The organism is Sinorhizobium medicae (genome assembly GCF_007827695.1).
Taxonomy (GTDB): domain Bacteria; phylum Pseudomonadota; class Alphaproteobacteria; order Rhizobiales; family Rhizobiaceae; genus Sinorhizobium; species Sinorhizobium medicae.
In genome coordinates, this window is record NZ_VITA01000032.1 from 1 (window position 1) to 14,702 (window position 14,702).

Sequence of the window (14,702 nt, forward strand, 5' to 3'; positions counted from 1 at the left end):
TGTCGATCGGCAGCGCCCCGATCTTCCAGCGGTAGAGCAGGTCGTTCAGGCAATGGCCGAAACGCGACACCATCAGAAGAACCTTCATCCGCTCCTCGGTATCGCGGATCTCCGCCGTCATCCCGAAGCGCTTGGCGACCGGTTCGAAGCCTTCGCGCAATTCGGCGGCCTTCGCGCCTGTCTCGCTGACAAAGGCCAGCCTCATAAAAAACAGACCCGTCTGGAGATCGTCGAATTGCGACGAGTCGACGATGTTGCAGCCCGCTTCGGCGAGATAGCCGGAAACTGCCGCAATGATGCCGCGGGTGGATTTGCAGGTGACGGTCAGCACATAGCTTTTCATCGATGGTCTCTCGTTCGTGAGTGTTTCCGCGCCCCCATACACGGGCAGTCACGCGAAAACTAGCTCGGCGACTTGCGGTCCGCCGATCCATTCGCGACATCGGCTGGACGGAACAGGCCACGTCCGATGTGCAGGACGAAGGAACCGCACCTCTCCGGGTTCAAGGCTTTGCCCTGTCGGGATGCGCCGTTTGGAAGGGACCGATCCCGCCGCAAATCCGATCTATGGCAACGATTTTTGGGAAGGTCGATAGATCGACGCCCCAGCGTCGCGCATTGTAGACCTGCGGGACGAGGCAGATATCCGCCATCGTCGGGCTGTCGCCATGGCAGAACGCACCGGTCGCGGGGTGGTCCAACATACGCTCGAAGGCAGCGAGGCCCTCGCCGATGAATTTCTGCATCCATGCCCGGCGAGCGGCCTCCCCGTCCCCCGCGCTCGCCATCACATAGCCGACGACGCCGAGATTGCAGACGGGATGGATATCCATCGCTATGGCGTAAGAGAGCGCCCGCACGCGTTGTCTGTCGAGGGGTCGGGCCGGAAGAATGCCTGTCCCCTCCCGTGTCTCGGCGAGATATTCGAGAATGGCGAGCGATTGGGTAAGGCGCTGGCCATCGATGTCCAGCACCGGTACCAACCCCTGCGGATTGCGGGCGAGATGCTCCGGCGCGCGATGTGCCTTTGCAAGCAGATCCACCTGTTCCGACCGATAGTTCTCGCCGATGAGACCGAGGGCGATCCGCACCCGATAGCTCGCAGACGAGCGCCAATAGTCGTAGAGGACGGTTTCGTTCGCCACTGCTACCTGGTCCTTGTCAGCCGCGTTCGTATTTGCCGACCTTCTGCTCGATGGCGCCGAAGATCGAATGGCCGGCGCGATCCTTCATCTCGATGCGGACGACGTCGCCGGCCTTCAGGAACTGCGTTTTCGGCGCACCGCCCTCGATCGTCTCGATCATGCGCAACTCGGCAATGCACGAATAGCCTGCCCCGCCTTTGGAGACCGGCTTGCCCGGGCCGCCGTCGAGCTTGTTGGAGACGGTGCCCGAGCCGATGATGGTACCGGCCGAAAGGGGCCTCGTTCGCGCGGCGTGCACGATCAGCGAAGGAAAGTCGAAAGTCATGTCGACGCCGGCATCGGCCCGGCCGAAGGGCTCACCATTAAGATCGACATGAAGGGGGAGATGCAACTTCCCGCCATCCCAGGCCTCACCAAGCTCCTCCGGCGTTACCGCGACCGGCGAGAAGGCCGAGGATGGCTTCGATTGATAGAAGCCGAATCCCTTGGCAAGCTCGCCGGGAATGAGCCCCCGCAAGGAGACGTCGTTGACGAGCATGATCAGCCGGATCGCGGCCTTCGCCTCATCGAGCGTCGCGCCCATGGCCACGTCGTCGACAATGACTGCGACCTCACCTTCCATGTCGATGCCCCAGGCCTCGTCGGTAATGAGAATGGGATCGCGTGGTCCGAGGAAACTGTCCGAGCCGCCCTGATAGATCAGCGGGTCGGTCCAGAAGCTCGCCGGCATCTCGGCATTGCGCGCCTTTCTGACAAGTTCCACGTGATTGACGTAGGCTGATCCGTCCGCCCACTGAAAGGCACGCGGCAGCGGCGAGGCGGCGTGGTGTTCATGGAACCGCATCGTCGGCTGTGAGCCGGTCTCGATCCCCTCGGCGACGCGCTCCAGCCGCGGACCCGCATGCACCCAATCGTCGAGCGCCGCCTGCAGCGTGCGGGCGATGTGGCCCACCTCGGAGCAGCGGGTCAGATCTTTGGAGACCACGACGAGCTTGCCGTCGCGGGTGGAATCTTTCAGCGTCGCGAGTTTCATGGATTGGTGTTTCCCGATGCGTTGTTGCTCCGCGCCGGACGGCGCAGATTTTTTTGCCCGTTTCGGCAGCATGTCACGATTTGCCGGCGGAAGTCACTTGATTCCGGGAGTGCCGTCGAATTTGCGCTCGAGGCCTGACCAGCAATCGATGTAGTCGTCCTGCAGCGTCTCGAGCTCGGCGGCAAACGTCGTCAGCTGCTGGGGGAAACGGGTTTCGAACATGAAGGCCATGGTGTTGTCGAGCTTTACCGGCTTCAGTTCGCCGTTCGACGCCTTTTCGAAGCCGGAAAAATCCGGACCGTGCGCCAGCATCATGTTGTGCAGGCTCATGCCACCCGGCACGAAACCCTCCTCCTTCGCATCGTAGCGCCCGTGGATAAGGCCCATGAACTCGCTCATGATGTTGCGGTGATACCAGGGCGGGCGGAACGTATGCTCGGCGACCAGCCAGCGCGGCGGGAATATGACGAAGTCGACATTGGCCGTCCCTTCCTCCCCGGACGGCGCGGTCAGCACCGTGAAGATCGACGGGTCGGGATGATCGAACAGGATCGCACCGACAGGTGAGAAGGTCTTGAGGTCGTATTTGTAGGGCGCATAATTGCCATGCCAGGCGACGACATCGAGCGGTGAGTGGGCGATCTCGGCCGTATGAAAGGAGCCGCACCATTTCACCTGTACGCGGCAGGGCGTCTCCTTGTCCTCGTAGGCGGCGACCGGCGTCTTGAAGTCGCGCGGATTGGCCAGGCAATTGGCGCCGATCGGTCCGCGGTCCGGCAGCGTGAACTTCGCTCCGTAATTCTCGCAGATATAGCCGCGCCAGACCTTCTCATCGCCGAGGCGTGTAACCTTGAACATCATGCCCCGCGGTACGAGGCAGATTTCCGACGGCTCCACGTCGATCCTGCCGAGTTCGGTGAAGACCTGGAATGCCCCCGTTTCCGGAACGATCAGCAGCTCGCCATCGGCGTTGAAGAAATAGTCGTCCACCATATCGGCATTGAAGGCATAGGCATGTGCGGCCATGCCGACCTGCGTCAGCGCGTCGCCCGCGGTCGTCATGGTGCGTATACCCTGAAGAAAGGTCAGGCTCTGCGAGGGGGCCGGCAAAGGGCTCCAGCGCAATTGCCCGAGCGCCAGGGAATGCTCTGGCGTATGCGGCGCCGTCTTCCAATGCGGATAATCGATCTTCGTGAAGCGCCCCGTATGCCGGACGCTTGGACGGATGCGGTAGAGCCACGAGCGCTCATTGGTGCCGCGCGGTGCAGTGAAGGGCGATCCGGAAAGCTGTTCGGCATAGAGGCCGTAGTTGCACTTCTGCGGGCTGTTCTGCCCCTGCGGCAGCGATCCGGGCAGGCTCTCCGTCTCGAAGTCGTTGCCAAATCCCGGCATGTAGCCGGCGGAGCGCTGCTGATCCGGGGCCGCCTTCCGCTGCCTTTCCGCCTTCTCCAACATGGGTTGAACCTCCTCTTCCCGTCGACTATTAGTTACGATCGTAACTATCGATTTTGTAACTATCAAGGAAGGAAGCATGGCCGAGAACCGGTTCGAACTGGAGAACTTCCTGCCCTATCGGCTGAACCGGGCGGCGGAATTCGTCGCGTTGCGCTTTGCCGCACAATATAAGGCGCGTTACCAGTTGACCCGGCCGGAATGGCGTACGCTTGCGGCACTGGGCAGCTTGCGCCGCAGCATGACGGCTACCGAAATCGGCGCGCACTCCACCATGCACAAGACGAAAGTAAGCCGCGCAGTCCATAGCCTGGAGCGGCGCCGCTGGTTGAGGCGGGAGGAGGACGGGCGGGACCGCCGATTCGAGCATCTGGAGCTGACGGCGGCGGGTAAGCAAGCCTATGAGGAATTGACACAGCTGGCGCGTGGTTATCAGGCAGAACTGCTGTCGATGATCGGCACGCGGGACATGGAGGCGCTCTTGAAGGGTCTGCGGGCGATTGAGCAGGCGATGAAGAAGCCGGTCACGCCGGACTAGGTTTCGCAGCGACGCGCATGGCGGCGGCACCCTTCATCTGCGTCGGTATCGGCAGCCCCTCGAAACTCTTGAGCGTCTCAAGCACGATCGATGTCTTGACGTGCTGCACGCTGTCATGCGGAAGGAGCACCTCGTTGACGAAGCGGGAGAGTCCGGCAAGATCCGGTGTCACGACACGCAGGTGGTAATCCATTTCACCGGTCAGCGCATAGGCCTCCAGCACCTCCGGCAGGGCCGAGACGAGATTGGCGAAGCGCTTGGCATTGTCGCGGTTGTGCGTGGCCAGCGTGACCGAAATCACCACCATCAGGTCGAGTCCCAGTCTCTGTCGGTCGATCTGCGCCTGATAGCCGGTAATGATGCCTTCCGCCTCCAGACGCGTCCGGCGGCGCGAGCACTGCGAAGGAGAGAGCGCGACGCGTTCGGACAACTCGTTGTTGGTCAGATGACCATCGCGCTGAAGCTCGCTCAGAATCTTGAGGTCGAATCCGTCAAGTTGCTCCATTCGTGCACCCGCAAACGACGTTACGCACATTTCATGCAGAGATTCCGCTGAATCGCGCAAGAATACAAGCAACATGCATCGGAATTGCGTCATAATCCAGCAGAGTTTGGACGTTGGAGGAGACTGACGATGGGCCCATTTCCACATGACGCACCGCCGCCGGCGATCTCGGCGGACAATCCCGCCGGAACCGACGGGTTCGAGTTCGTCGAATTCGCCCATCCGGAACCGGAGAAGCTTGCGGAACTCTTCGGCCGCATGGGCTACGCACCGGTTGCCAGGCACAGGACGAAGGACATCACGATATGGCGACAGGGCGACATCAACTATGTCCTGAATGCTGAAGCCGGCTCGCATGCCATGCGCTTCGTCGGAGAACACGGGCCCTGCGCCCCGTCGATGGCCTGGCGCGTCGTCGACGCGAAGCATGCCTTCGAGCACGCCGTATCGAACGGCGCCGAGGCCTATACCGGCAACGACAAGAGCCTGGACGTACCGGCGATCGTCGGCATCGGCGGCTCGCTTCTCTATTTCGTGGAAGTTTACGGCGAGAAAGGGTCCGCTTACGATGCCGAGTTCGAATGGCTGCGCGAGCGTGATCCGAAGCCGGCCGGCGTCGGCTTCTATTATCTCGACCACCTGACCCACAATGTCTATCGCGGCAATATGGACAAGTGGTGGGCCTTCTATCGCGAACTGTTCAATTTCAAACAGATCCATTTCTTCGACATCGACGGCCGCATCACCGGCCTCGTCAGCCGGGCGATCACCTCACCTTGCGGCAAGATTCGCATCCCACTGAACGAATCGAAGGACGACACCAGCCAGATCGAGGAATATCTGACGAAGTACAAAGGCGAAGGCATACAGCACATCGCGGTCGGTACCGAGGCGATCTACGATGCGACCGACAAACTCGCGGCAAACGGTCTGAAGTTCATGCCGGGACCGCCTGAAACCTATTATGAGATGTCCCACCAGCGCGTTCGCGGACACGACGAACCGATCGACCGGATGAAGAAACATGGCATCCTGATCGATGGAGAGGGTGTGGTGAATGGCGGCATGACGAAGATTCTGCTGCAGATCTTCTCGCGCACCGTGATCGGACCAATCTTCTTCGAATTCATTCAGCGCAAGGGTGACGAAGGCTTCGGCGAGGGCAACTTCAGAGCATTGTTCGAATCGATCGAGGCCGACCAGATCCGCCGCGGCGTACTTGGCCACGAGGCGGCCGAGTAGAGCATGACCGGGAAAATACCGCCGCGAACGTGAGGCAACCGCGCGGCCGCGTAAAGGCCGCGCGGCTCCGGATGGCTGTCAATTGCGCCAGCGCGTCGGCGGCGGCGTGCGAGAAGGGCCTAGGCCTTCATCGCTTCTGAAATAGCGCGACGCCGCCTCGGTTCGATTGCGAACGTTCATTTTCTTGTAGATGTTGCGGACGTGAACCTTCACGGTATTTTCGGACAGGCCGAGTCGATCTGCAATGATCTTGTTCTGCGTGCCCATGCAGATGAGATCGAGAATCTGGATCTCGCGTGTCGTGAGCACGACTTGGCCAAGCCCTTTGCTGCGCTCCGGATTCCCGTTTTCAGATGCCGTTTCGTTCGGGCCAGAGAAGTCCCGCTCTCCGGGATTCTTCGGCGCAAGCCGTCTGAGGAGTGCCGCGGGAAAGTGCTCGCCGCCCTTCATCAGGAGGTCGATGGCGGTAAGGCAAACATCGAGATGGAGATTTAGCGGCAACACGCCGTGGATCATCCCCTCTTCGACCAGGTGCGCAACCGACGCGTCGAGCCCTTCCGCGTTCTCAACCAGCAAGCCGACCGCCGCTTTAGGATGAAACTCATGGATCATTCTGATGGTGGATGGAAAGGTCGTGGCCGGTACCCGGTAGAGCATGACCAGCGACACATTCACGAGATTGCCGTCCAGAAGGCTATCGGCATCCGAAAGGCGCACCACGTCCTGATCCTGGAACCGTGAACCTATCGCCTGGGCCAGACACTCGGCGAAGAGGTCCGTCCTTGCGAGCATGACTATTTTGCTTTTCTCCGGTGATACGCTTCTGCTGTCTTGGAAACTGCCCAACCCCGAGGTCGCACGTAACATTAGCCCCTCCTGGGACTTCCCCTTGGTTTTTACGGGTTTTTTACCCATCTGGAGAAGGCCCGCTCTGTGAAAATTTGTTTTGGAATAAAAATATATTAGAAAAAAATAATTTACGTTGGATAATGTATCGTAAATATGGGGGATGTAAAACCGCCCAAAAGGATTACGCAACAGCCACAATCCTGTCTTAATCGTTCGGAAATGAACCATTTTTGGGCGAATCGAGGGCGAATGATGCCGAGGCGCCGGCATCCTGCACGTTTCGCCCCTTCACCCTTCGTTTTGGGGGGTCGGCGACTGCGGATTATATGAACTCAGGCCGGATCGGCATGAAGCATAAACACGTTCACCCGACGTTGTGAGTCGAGATGCGCTTGCCGCACAGATTTACGGGCTCCCTTTTCGGGCTGTCGGACCGGCAAACCTGTCGTAGAAGCGCGCGCAGATTATTTCGTCCCCGTCTTACGACGGCGATACTCACATCGGGTTATCGCGAGGGTGGGGACCCGACGGCATTTTCATAGGGCAACATGCAGGTCGGCTACGCTTGAGCCGCCCAGGCTGCATGGGTGGAGACGTGCGTCCCTCGCTCGTATTTCTGAATGTTTTCCGTGGCATTAGCGCGACAAGGCATCCGAATGCCGTACGGCCTGATACCACAACGCAGCGGGCAATGGAGTAGAGGCACGGGAACGCAGATTAAAAGGAGCGGTGCCGAGTCCATATAACCACAATTGGTAGCTTACACTGCGCTGCGTTCCGGACCACACTCTGATCGTCGCACCAACGTTTGTGCGTCTTCGGTCACTGTTCCGCTTTGCAGACCGGAAGTATAAATACTCACGTTTATTATGACAAATCGTACCACAATAAATTACCGCACGTATAAATTTAGGCGCGTTTACGCGCTCAAATTACATTGCAAACGCAGACGGAATGTTTGATTTCCGCCAAACCACTAAAAGAGCCAGCGCCTCAAAAATCCTTAAAAGATGAAGGGGTTTCGGTGCTGGCTCCCTCTTACGAGAAAGAGCTTATGCCCGATTCCTCAGAGAAGAATCCGGGGCTTCACGACAACTTCAGTGACAATGACGAGCTGAAGACGGCTGCGCTTGCCGACGGCATAGCGACGGACTTGTCCAGTAGGTCGGTTGCCAGTAGCAGGACCAGTCTCACCGAATCCGCCGGGGGCGATCTTGCCCTCTCTGTTGGCGAGGGCTTTTCCTTTTCGCTTGACGTCGGTGATCTGCCAAGCAACGGCGATGCCGATCTTGCCTCCGGCCCCTCCACGGAGGGATCTGTGGAACCGACAGGCCCGGATTTTCAACACGAGATCGTCCAGGGCGCGAACCTTCTCACCAACGCCGGCGACAGCAACCCTGGCGGCAATCCACGCGTAACGCCGGAAAGATCGGATGATGCACTCGGAGAAGATCAATGAGATTGTTACTCATTTCGTAGTGCCGAAAAACTATGATCCCGGGATCTTATATGAAGTCGGGGCCCACGATATCGCTTGCTTCGATGCTGCCGATCATAGCCCCCTCTCCCTCCATCGCCCGATGATCCGGCCGCCGCGGCGCAGGCAGAACGGCTCCATGAGCCATAAAGGGCTTTAGTGATCGGAGATAGCAATGGCGGCTGCACAGGATGTGCTTTTGCTCGTTGGCCGCCTGAACTACGTGTGGACCAACACCGAAAGCCTGCTGATCTATGTTATCGCCCATCTTCTGGGGGTGGAAAAGGACGCGGCCATCGTCGTTTTTCTGACGCTGAATACGACACGCGCACGTATCGATCTGACGGAACGCCTGGCAAAGCTGCCACGGATACCGACGGAGACGCGAGACGAAGTCCTCGCCATCACCGAGCGCCTGAAGCAGCAGTCGAAGATGCGCAATAAGTACAATCACTGCATCTACTCGGTCGACGAGCAGGGGGAAATTTCAAGCACGCAGTTGATGCGGCTCGTCGAGGGCGAGAAGGACGTGCGCTACGGCAAGGTCGAGCAGCTCGACGCGCGCGAGATGGAGCGTCTGGACAATGCTGTCCGCGAGATCACCGAGATCAGCAAACGTCTTTGGACGTTTATCCGATCAAGACCGAACTTCGATGAGCGCTCGATATAGGGGAGCTGTCGAATACCGGCACTCGGTGGTTGTCCGGCGCATTCACAGGGTGTATATTGATTTGCAGCAGTATTAAAGTCACTTGTTTACTAACGAAACCATTTTGGCGAGTATCGAGTATACTGCCTCGAAGAGGCTACAATGACAGTCCACGTCATCGACTGCATAGAAGAATTCAAACAAAGTCATAGAAACTGGAACAAAATTTATCGTTCAGATTCTGAAGCGCACGCGTTTCTGTCCTGGCCCTGGCTGAACGAATACCTTCCTCGCCGCGAGAGGTGGCTCATTCTGGCCTGGAAACACAGCTCCGCAGGAAAGCGGTACGACGCATTCTTGCCGCTCGAGCTGGCGACTTCTCAGGACGAGAACACAGGCATATTCGTCGACGAAATCCTGATGATCGGCAATCACGGCACCGGCCGCACTGGTTTTCTCTGCGCGCCCGGCCTCGAAAACGAGGCGGCAGACGCATTCGCCGGCATCCTCGCGGCAGAAAACTGGACCAGCATCCGCTTTGATCACTGCGGTCAGGCCTCGGCGCGGCTCGACCGGCTGCTCGGCGCATTTTCAGACGGGACGTTTGCGCGCGTCGACACCGCCGACGAAGGAGAGAGAATCGACTCCTGCGGGCGCCGTCTCGAAACGGTGCTGTTGAGAACGCTCACAGGCAGGAACCTGCACGACTGCCTCAATCACCGCAGCCTCGGCCTTGTTTTGGAGCGGGCCGTGGCGTTGCACGCTTTCGGCGATTTCGACGGGGCGGAAGCTGGCTACCGGCAATTGATCCGCACCGTTCCGGGTCATGTCGAGGCGCGCTTTCGCCTTGCGCATCTCTTGAACGACGTGGGCGAATACGACGAAGCCGAGCATTTCTACCGGACCTTGCTGCCGACGGTTCCGAATCCGGACGACGTGCTGCACTGGATCGGAGACACGCAGATGGCGCAGGGTTTCTACCGCAAGGCGAGCAAGACGTTTCAGGAGCTCCTTGTCCGACATCCGCAGCGAGGGGCCGTGCGCTACAAACTCGCCGTCGCGCACTTGGCCTCGGGCCGGAGGGATGCTGCTGTCGCTGCCTTCGAAAGCTTTGACGACGTCCTGTCCGACGACACCAACCATGTTCTTTGCAGGGCTAAGGCTCAAGAAATCTTGAGCCGCCTTAAAGATGTCGCAGGCATGGGAGAGCAGGACGGAGAGGAGCAGCATGATCAAAAAGGGCAGCCGTCGCTGTCCTGGGCGCCCTTCGGCGATGAGCCCAGCGAGACTGCCCAATCCTTCGCGGCCCGGCTTGAAAAGTCAGGCCAGCCGCTGCTCTCACCTTCGCTGCCTCCCGGCACGTCGGCCCGCTTGCATGCAGGGCTGCAGCTGTTCCGCTTCAAGGGCTGGAAAATGAAGCACTGACGCGTTCGCGCTTTGAGCGGAATCTCATGAACGCTTCTGGATAATGCCGTAGACGATGTTGCGGTTCGCACCGAACTGGACGCGCGCATCGATGGTCTGCCTGTCCGCGCTGGCATGAATGATTTGCCACATGTCGAATTCCGATCGCAGCAGCAGCGCCCAGTTCATGAAGGTCTCCATGTATCCGTCGACCTGAATGTCGCGCGCAAAATTTGCAAAGAGGAAGACGCCGTTCGGCTTCAGCATTTCCAGGCATCTCCTGGTGAGCTTCACCGCCACTTTTTCTGCAAGATAGTCGTAAAGCCCCGCCGCGTAGATGAAGTCGAACTGGCCAAGCTTCTGGGACTTTGTGAGAAGGCTTCTGACAGATCCGTCAACAGCTTCAACGCGGCTTCCTGCAAAGTCGCGCGCAATCGAACCGACGCTCAGCGGGTCCTGATCGAGGGCCACCCACCGTTTCAAGCCGCGCTCCTGCAAGGCTATCGAGCGGTTGGCTTCACGCAGGTGCCCGGCAGCGATCGTCAGGATCTCCGCCTCCCCTCCCCGTTTCGCCGCGATGTCATCGACATGGCTTGTCAGCAGATCGCGTCTTTCCCGCACAGCCACCGAAGACGAGGCGTCCTTGGTGTAATCGTAGAGCGCCCGCCCAAGCGGCGTGGCCTTGGCGACTTCCCCAGCAATACTGTGATGCCCATAGATAAAGTCGAGCAATTGAGCATCGCCTGAATAACCGCGCGGCTTTTCGAAAGACCACCGCGTAAAGGGATCCTGGAGGAAGAACTCCGACACGGCGTGACCCTGGATTATCGGTATCAGATTCTGCCAGACACTTTGATGATATTTGTTGCGCGTCTCATGAAGGGAGCCGGCTAATCTATGTATTATTTCGTAAGGTTCGCGCCCGTTTGCGAACTGTTGCTGCGCTATGTTCAGAATCAGCGCAATCTCGGCTCTCCCTGTAGCCAGATGTTCTTCGTGAAACTCGATTCTGTTTGAATTGAATTCGGTTGCGATTGCGGCGGGCGTAATAAGGCTCTCGCCGTCTAATACGATCTGAAATTGGCTCACGCTCTACTCATCCGTTAACAGTTTGTTAACATTATGCTCGGGTATGGGTGTCGCGCTAGCCTGGTTTCAAGTTTTCGAATAACATGGTTAATAAAAATAGCCATTGGATTAAATCAATACACTATTCACCGCTGTACTGATCTTGCTCAATTCAGCAAAACTTAATTTGCCTCGACTATTGTTCCAGGCGTTTCTGACTGTCGGCGGTGGGGCACGTATTGGAATGGATGGGGCATGAAACACCTGAGACGCGTTGCTCCGGCAAGGAGCTTTAGCCTCGCGGAAGGCGGCAAAAAAAGATTTGGATCGGTGCGTGAGGCACATGTTGGCCGAGGTAATTGATATCGATCTGCAGGCGCAGCCGCCCAGACCGCAATCCGTAGAGCTGCAAACGCTCTATCGGAGAGAGGGCGAGGTCGTGCGCCGCATGGAGACCCGACAGGGTCTCTGGGTAGCCGTGGCCGTCTATATTCTGTTTGCAGCAACGGATATCCTGCTCGTTCCGGATGTCGCGTTCTATGCGATCCTGGCACGTGTTGCGGTGGGCGCCACGGCGATCACAGCAATCGAAGTCCTGTTTCGGATGCATGCCCACACGAAATGGCTCGATCTCACCTGCGCCGGTGCACTCGTGGCAGGGTATTGGGGCTGGTTGTTCCCGTCGCTCATGACGGTCCACGCCGATAACATTGCCTATTACATGATTTTCGGCGCGATATTCATGATGGGCGCCAATCTATTCTTCAGTTTTCACTTTCGCCTATCGGTTGCTACGTCAGGCATCGTCCTCGCCACGTTTTTTCTCGTTATGATCTTCTACGTTCCGAGAACCGTTTCCTATCAGGTCGCCTTCGGAACCTTCTACGTCTCGTGTTTCGTCTTCACCTCCTATGTGAACTGGAAACTCAACCGGGAGCGATACAAGGTCTTTCTCAACGCCTTCGAGGCGAAGGTCCAGCAGAAGGAAGCCTCGGAACGCGGAAAGGCTCTGCTCCGTCTTTCGCACACGGATTCGCTCACCGGGCTCGACAACCGCCGTGCTGTCGACCAGAAGCTGAGGGATTATTGGAGCGACTGGCAAAGAGGCGGGAACAGCTTCGCGGCCGTCCTTATTGATGTCGATTTCTTCAAGAGATACAACGATTTTTACGGCCATCAGGAAGGCGATCGCTGCCTTGTTCTCGTTGCCAATGCATTGAAGGACTCGATCGCGCGCTACGATGCCTCGATCGGCCGCTACGGCGGCGAGGAATTCATCGTACTCGCAAGGCTGAAGACGAGAGAGCGAGCGGCGGAACTGGCGGAAGCCATTAGACGCAGCGTCGAATACCTCGCTCTGCCGCACGAACAGCGCCGCGACGGCATGTCGATCGTAACGGTAAGCGTCGGTGCAGGCTTCACCCGCAACCAGATCGGTTCAAAGCTCGAGAGGCTGATCCATGAAGCGGACCGCGCGCTCTACGGGGCGAAGGCAAACGGCCGCAACTGCGCGCGCCTCTTCGACCCGAACGACCCGCAGACCAGCGACGAAAGCGAAAACATCGCCGCGCTCCTGAAAATCGCTATCGACCAGGATCTCGTCTCACTCGTCTATCAGCCCATACGAGACCTCTCCACCGGCCGGGTGGACGCTGTCGAGGCGCTGATGCGGTTGAAGATGCTGGACGGCACGTCCGTCCCCCCCAGCCTCTTCATCCCGATAGCCGAGAGAACCGGGGCGATCCTCGACCTCGGCCGCTGGGTCATACGCGTGGTGTGCCTGGAACTCCTGACAAGCGAGCATGTGCCCGTCGTCAGCGTGAATGTCTCGCCGATCCAACTCCGATCGCCGGGCTTCGCGGCTTCGGTCGCGTCCATTCTCGGTGAAACTGGGGTGGCCGGGAGCAGGCTCGCCTTCGAAATCACGGAGGGCCTCGAGATGGAGATGCATTCCGATATACTGCGCTGCATCAGCGACTTGAAGACGCTGGGCATCAGGATATGGCTTGACGACTTCGGTACCGGTTTCGCGGGTCTGTCTTGGCTGCGCCTGATCGATTTCGACACGGTCAAGATCGACCGATCCTTCCTTCACGATTGCGACACACCCAAGGGCAAGGCCATGCTCAGGGACATTATCGGCCTGGTGCGAAACCGCGGACACAAGATCCTCGTGGAAGGTGTGGAGACGGAGGAGCAGCTCACGCTCATGCGGCAATTCCGGATCGATCACGTCCAGGGCTTCCATGTCGGGCGCCCGGCGCCTGCCCGAAGCTTCGAACCTCCTCCACCATCGGACAGGCGGCGGACCCGCGCAAGTCCGGTTTGAGTGGAGCCTCGGGAGACGCCAAAGGAATGGACCAGAGAGCACGGGGAGCCCGCCCCTCCCGCAGCTACTTTCGCGCGAGACTGAAGGAAAAATGGCTGCCGCGGTGATAGTCGACGGAGTAGACGACGGGGGCGCCGCTGGTGTTGAAACAGGTTTCGCGGATCAGCAGTGCCGGCCCGAAATCGCGCAAATCGTTACGCTCCACCACGTCCTCGGGAAGCATCACTGCCGTGACCGTGGCAGCGGACATGCGCGGCCGGTGTCTGTACTGGTCGAGCAGTTCGAGCAGCGAACCGCCCCAATCGATGTCGTAAAGGCGGTTCGGAATAATGCGGCGCGGGATGTAGTCGATACAATAGAGGATAGGCTCTTCCTTGTGCAGCCGCAGCCGTTCCAGTCGGATCACGCGTTCGCCGCTTGTGAGCCGCAATTGCCCGCCCGTGATGGCATCGGGCAATTCCTCGGCAATGGAAAGCACCTTGTTAACCGTCGCATAGCCGTAGTGGCGCGTCATATCGGTGACGCTCTCGAAGACGGTTATCGGCCTGTCCACATGGACGGCGGAAATCGCGGAAACGAACCGGCCACGGCCGTGCTCGACATAGATGGCGCCATCCTGCTCCAGAAGCTTCAATGCTTCCCTGAGCGCGGGACGGGAAATCTTGAAGCGATCCGTCAATTGCGCCTCTGTCGGCAGCTTGTCTCCGGGAACGAGCCCCTCATCCCGGATCAGATCGGCGATGCGGTCGCGGAGCTGGATCACCAGGGTACGCGTGTCGCGAAGGGGCTCGGGCAATTCCTCTCTCCAAATAAAGCGATTGTGCTTCTTCTTGTCTGACAAATTCGAAGCGGTCAAGGGACGCGCCTCACTTGGAGTGTAGGAGTGTATTAGGCATTGCGGACCCCACAGTCTCGATTTCACCCGATATTGCCCTTGACATCGTTGAGCAATGTTGTCAGTTGTCTTACAACATTGCCGGAATATCGAGCGCCGGCAGTCGCCACCACCTG

At 58.8% G+C, this 14,702-nt stretch carries 14 protein-coding genes; 6 read left to right on the top strand and 8 right to left on the bottom strand.

The features are described 5' to 3' along the window. From FB009_RS30145 to hmgA, 4 genes are all read right to left on the bottom strand, one after another. Positions 1-343: ACT domain-containing protein (locus FB009_RS30145; RefSeq protein ID WP_145162664.1), on the bottom strand; the 343-nt coding region annotated here is incomplete at its 3' end. 160 nt (positions 344-503) lie between these two features. Further along, positions 504-1,145 carry a maleylacetoacetate isomerase gene (maiA, locus tag FB009_RS30150; RefSeq protein ID WP_012067046.1) on the bottom strand — a complete coding sequence of 214 codons (642 nt, stop codon included), beginning with the start codon at positions 1,143-1,145 and terminating at the stop codon, positions 504-506. 16 nt (positions 1,146-1,161) lie between these two features. Continuing rightward, entirely contained in the window at positions 1,162-2,178 is a 1,017-nt protein-coding gene (locus FB009_RS30155) for a fumarylacetoacetate hydrolase family protein (RefSeq protein ID WP_012067047.1), read from the bottom strand. A gap of 93 nt (positions 2,179-2,271) precedes the next feature. After that, complete coding sequence (gene hmgA / locus FB009_RS30160; RefSeq protein WP_012067048.1) at positions 2,272-3,633, bottom strand: homogentisate 1,2-dioxygenase; 1,362 nt, start codon at positions 3,631-3,633, stop codon at positions 2,272-2,274. Between the two features lie 76 nt (positions 3,634-3,709). Here hmgA and FB009_RS30165 point away from each other — a divergent pair, with 76 nt between their 5' ends. Then, positions 3,710-4,168, top strand: coding sequence for a MarR family winged helix-turn-helix transcriptional regulator (locus tag FB009_RS30165; RefSeq protein ID WP_012067049.1), 459 nt, complete (start codon positions 3,710-3,712; stop codon positions 4,166-4,168). Here the strand turns inward: FB009_RS30165 and FB009_RS30170 are convergent. Next, on the bottom strand, positions 4,155-4,673 hold the full coding sequence (locus FB009_RS30170; protein WP_012067050.1) for an Lrp/AsnC family transcriptional regulator: 519 nt from the start codon (positions 4,671-4,673) through the stop codon (positions 4,155-4,157). The two genes, FB009_RS30165 and FB009_RS30170, sit on opposite strands and share 14 nt — an antisense overlap. A 129-nt stretch (positions 4,674-4,802) precedes the next feature. Here FB009_RS30170 and hppD point away from each other — a divergent pair, with 129 nt between their 5' ends. After that, the gene (hppD, locus tag FB009_RS30175; protein ID WP_012067051.1) at positions 4,803-5,915 is read left to right on the top strand and encodes a 4-hydroxyphenylpyruvate dioxygenase; all 1,113 of its coding nucleotides are present in this window, start codon (positions 4,803-4,805) and stop codon (positions 5,913-5,915) included. 78 nt (positions 5,916-5,993) lie between these two features. On the opposite strand, the gene FB009_RS30180 is transcribed toward hppD, so the two are convergent. Continuing rightward, positions 5,994-6,782: a helix-turn-helix transcriptional regulator gene (locus FB009_RS30180; protein WP_145162666.1), complete on the bottom strand. Its 789-nt coding sequence runs from the start codon at positions 6,780-6,782 to the stop codon at positions 5,994-5,996. Between the two features lie 940 nt (positions 6,783-7,722). Between FB009_RS30180 and FB009_RS30185 the strand changes: the two genes are divergently transcribed. From FB009_RS30185 to FB009_RS30200, 3 genes are all read left to right on the top strand, one after another. Next, positions 7,723-8,223, top strand: a complete 501-nt coding sequence (locus tag FB009_RS30185) for a hypothetical protein (RefSeq protein WP_225996777.1) — start codon at positions 7,723-7,725, stop codon at positions 8,221-8,223. A gap of 193 nt (positions 8,224-8,416) precedes the next feature. Then, positions 8,417-8,911, top strand: coding sequence for a hypothetical protein (locus tag FB009_RS30195; protein ID WP_012067054.1), 495 nt, complete (start codon positions 8,417-8,419; stop codon positions 8,909-8,911). Between the two features lie 141 nt (positions 8,912-9,052). Next, positions 9,053-10,315: a tetratricopeptide repeat protein gene (locus tag FB009_RS30200; RefSeq protein WP_012067055.1), complete on the top strand. Its 1,263-nt coding sequence runs from the start codon at positions 9,053-9,055 to the stop codon at positions 10,313-10,315. 24 nt (positions 10,316-10,339) lie between these two features. Here the strand turns inward: FB009_RS30200 and FB009_RS30205 are convergent, their stop codons facing one another. After that, positions 10,340-11,383 carry a class I SAM-dependent methyltransferase gene (locus tag FB009_RS30205; RefSeq protein WP_012067056.1) on the bottom strand — a complete coding sequence of 348 codons (1,044 nt, stop codon included), beginning with the start codon at positions 11,381-11,383 and terminating at the stop codon, positions 10,340-10,342. Between the two features lie 313 nt (positions 11,384-11,696). On the opposite strand from FB009_RS30205, the gene FB009_RS30210 reads away from it, so the two are divergent. Further along, complete coding sequence (locus tag FB009_RS30210; RefSeq protein WP_024312392.1) at positions 11,697-13,691, top strand: putative bifunctional diguanylate cyclase/phosphodiesterase; 1,995 nt, start codon at positions 11,697-11,699, stop codon at positions 13,689-13,691. A gap of 64 nt (positions 13,692-13,755) precedes the next feature. Here FB009_RS30210 and FB009_RS30215 read toward each other — a convergent pair whose 3' ends face one another. Further along, positions 13,756-14,487: a GntR family transcriptional regulator gene (locus FB009_RS30215; protein WP_012067058.1), complete on the bottom strand. Its 732-nt coding sequence runs from the start codon at positions 14,485-14,487 to the stop codon at positions 13,756-13,758. Positions 14,488-14,702 lie beyond the last annotated feature (215 nt).

What these genes read in the sequence shown, in the direction of transcription:
- FB009_RS30155 (WP_012067047.1), bottom strand. Translation starts at nt 2,178, where the DNA reads ATGAAACTCGCGACGCTGAAAGATTCCACCCGCGACGGCAAGCTCGTC.
- hmgA (WP_012067048.1), bottom strand. Translation starts at nt 3,633, where the DNA reads ATGTTGGAGAAGGCGGAAAGGCAGCGGAAGGCGGCCCCGGATCAGCAG.
- FB009_RS30165 (WP_012067049.1), top strand. Translation starts at nt 3,710, where the DNA reads ATGGCCGAGAACCGGTTCGAACTGGAGAACTTCCTGCCCTATCGGCTG.
- FB009_RS30170 (WP_012067050.1), bottom strand. Translation starts at nt 4,673, where the DNA reads ATGGAGCAACTTGACGGATTCGACCTCAAGATTCTGAGCGAGCTTCAG.
- hppD (WP_012067051.1), top strand. Translation starts at nt 4,803, where the DNA reads ATGGGCCCATTTCCACATGACGCACCGCCGCCGGCGATCTCGGCGGAC.
- FB009_RS30180 (WP_145162666.1), bottom strand. Translation starts at nt 6,782, where the DNA reads ATGTTACGTGCGACCTCGGGGTTGGGCAGTTTCCAAGACAGCAGAAGC.
- FB009_RS30195 (WP_012067054.1), top strand. Translation starts at nt 8,417, where the DNA reads ATGGCGGCTGCACAGGATGTGCTTTTGCTCGTTGGCCGCCTGAACTAC.
- FB009_RS30200 (WP_012067055.1), top strand. Translation starts at nt 9,053, where the DNA reads ATGACAGTCCACGTCATCGACTGCATAGAAGAATTCAAACAAAGTCAT.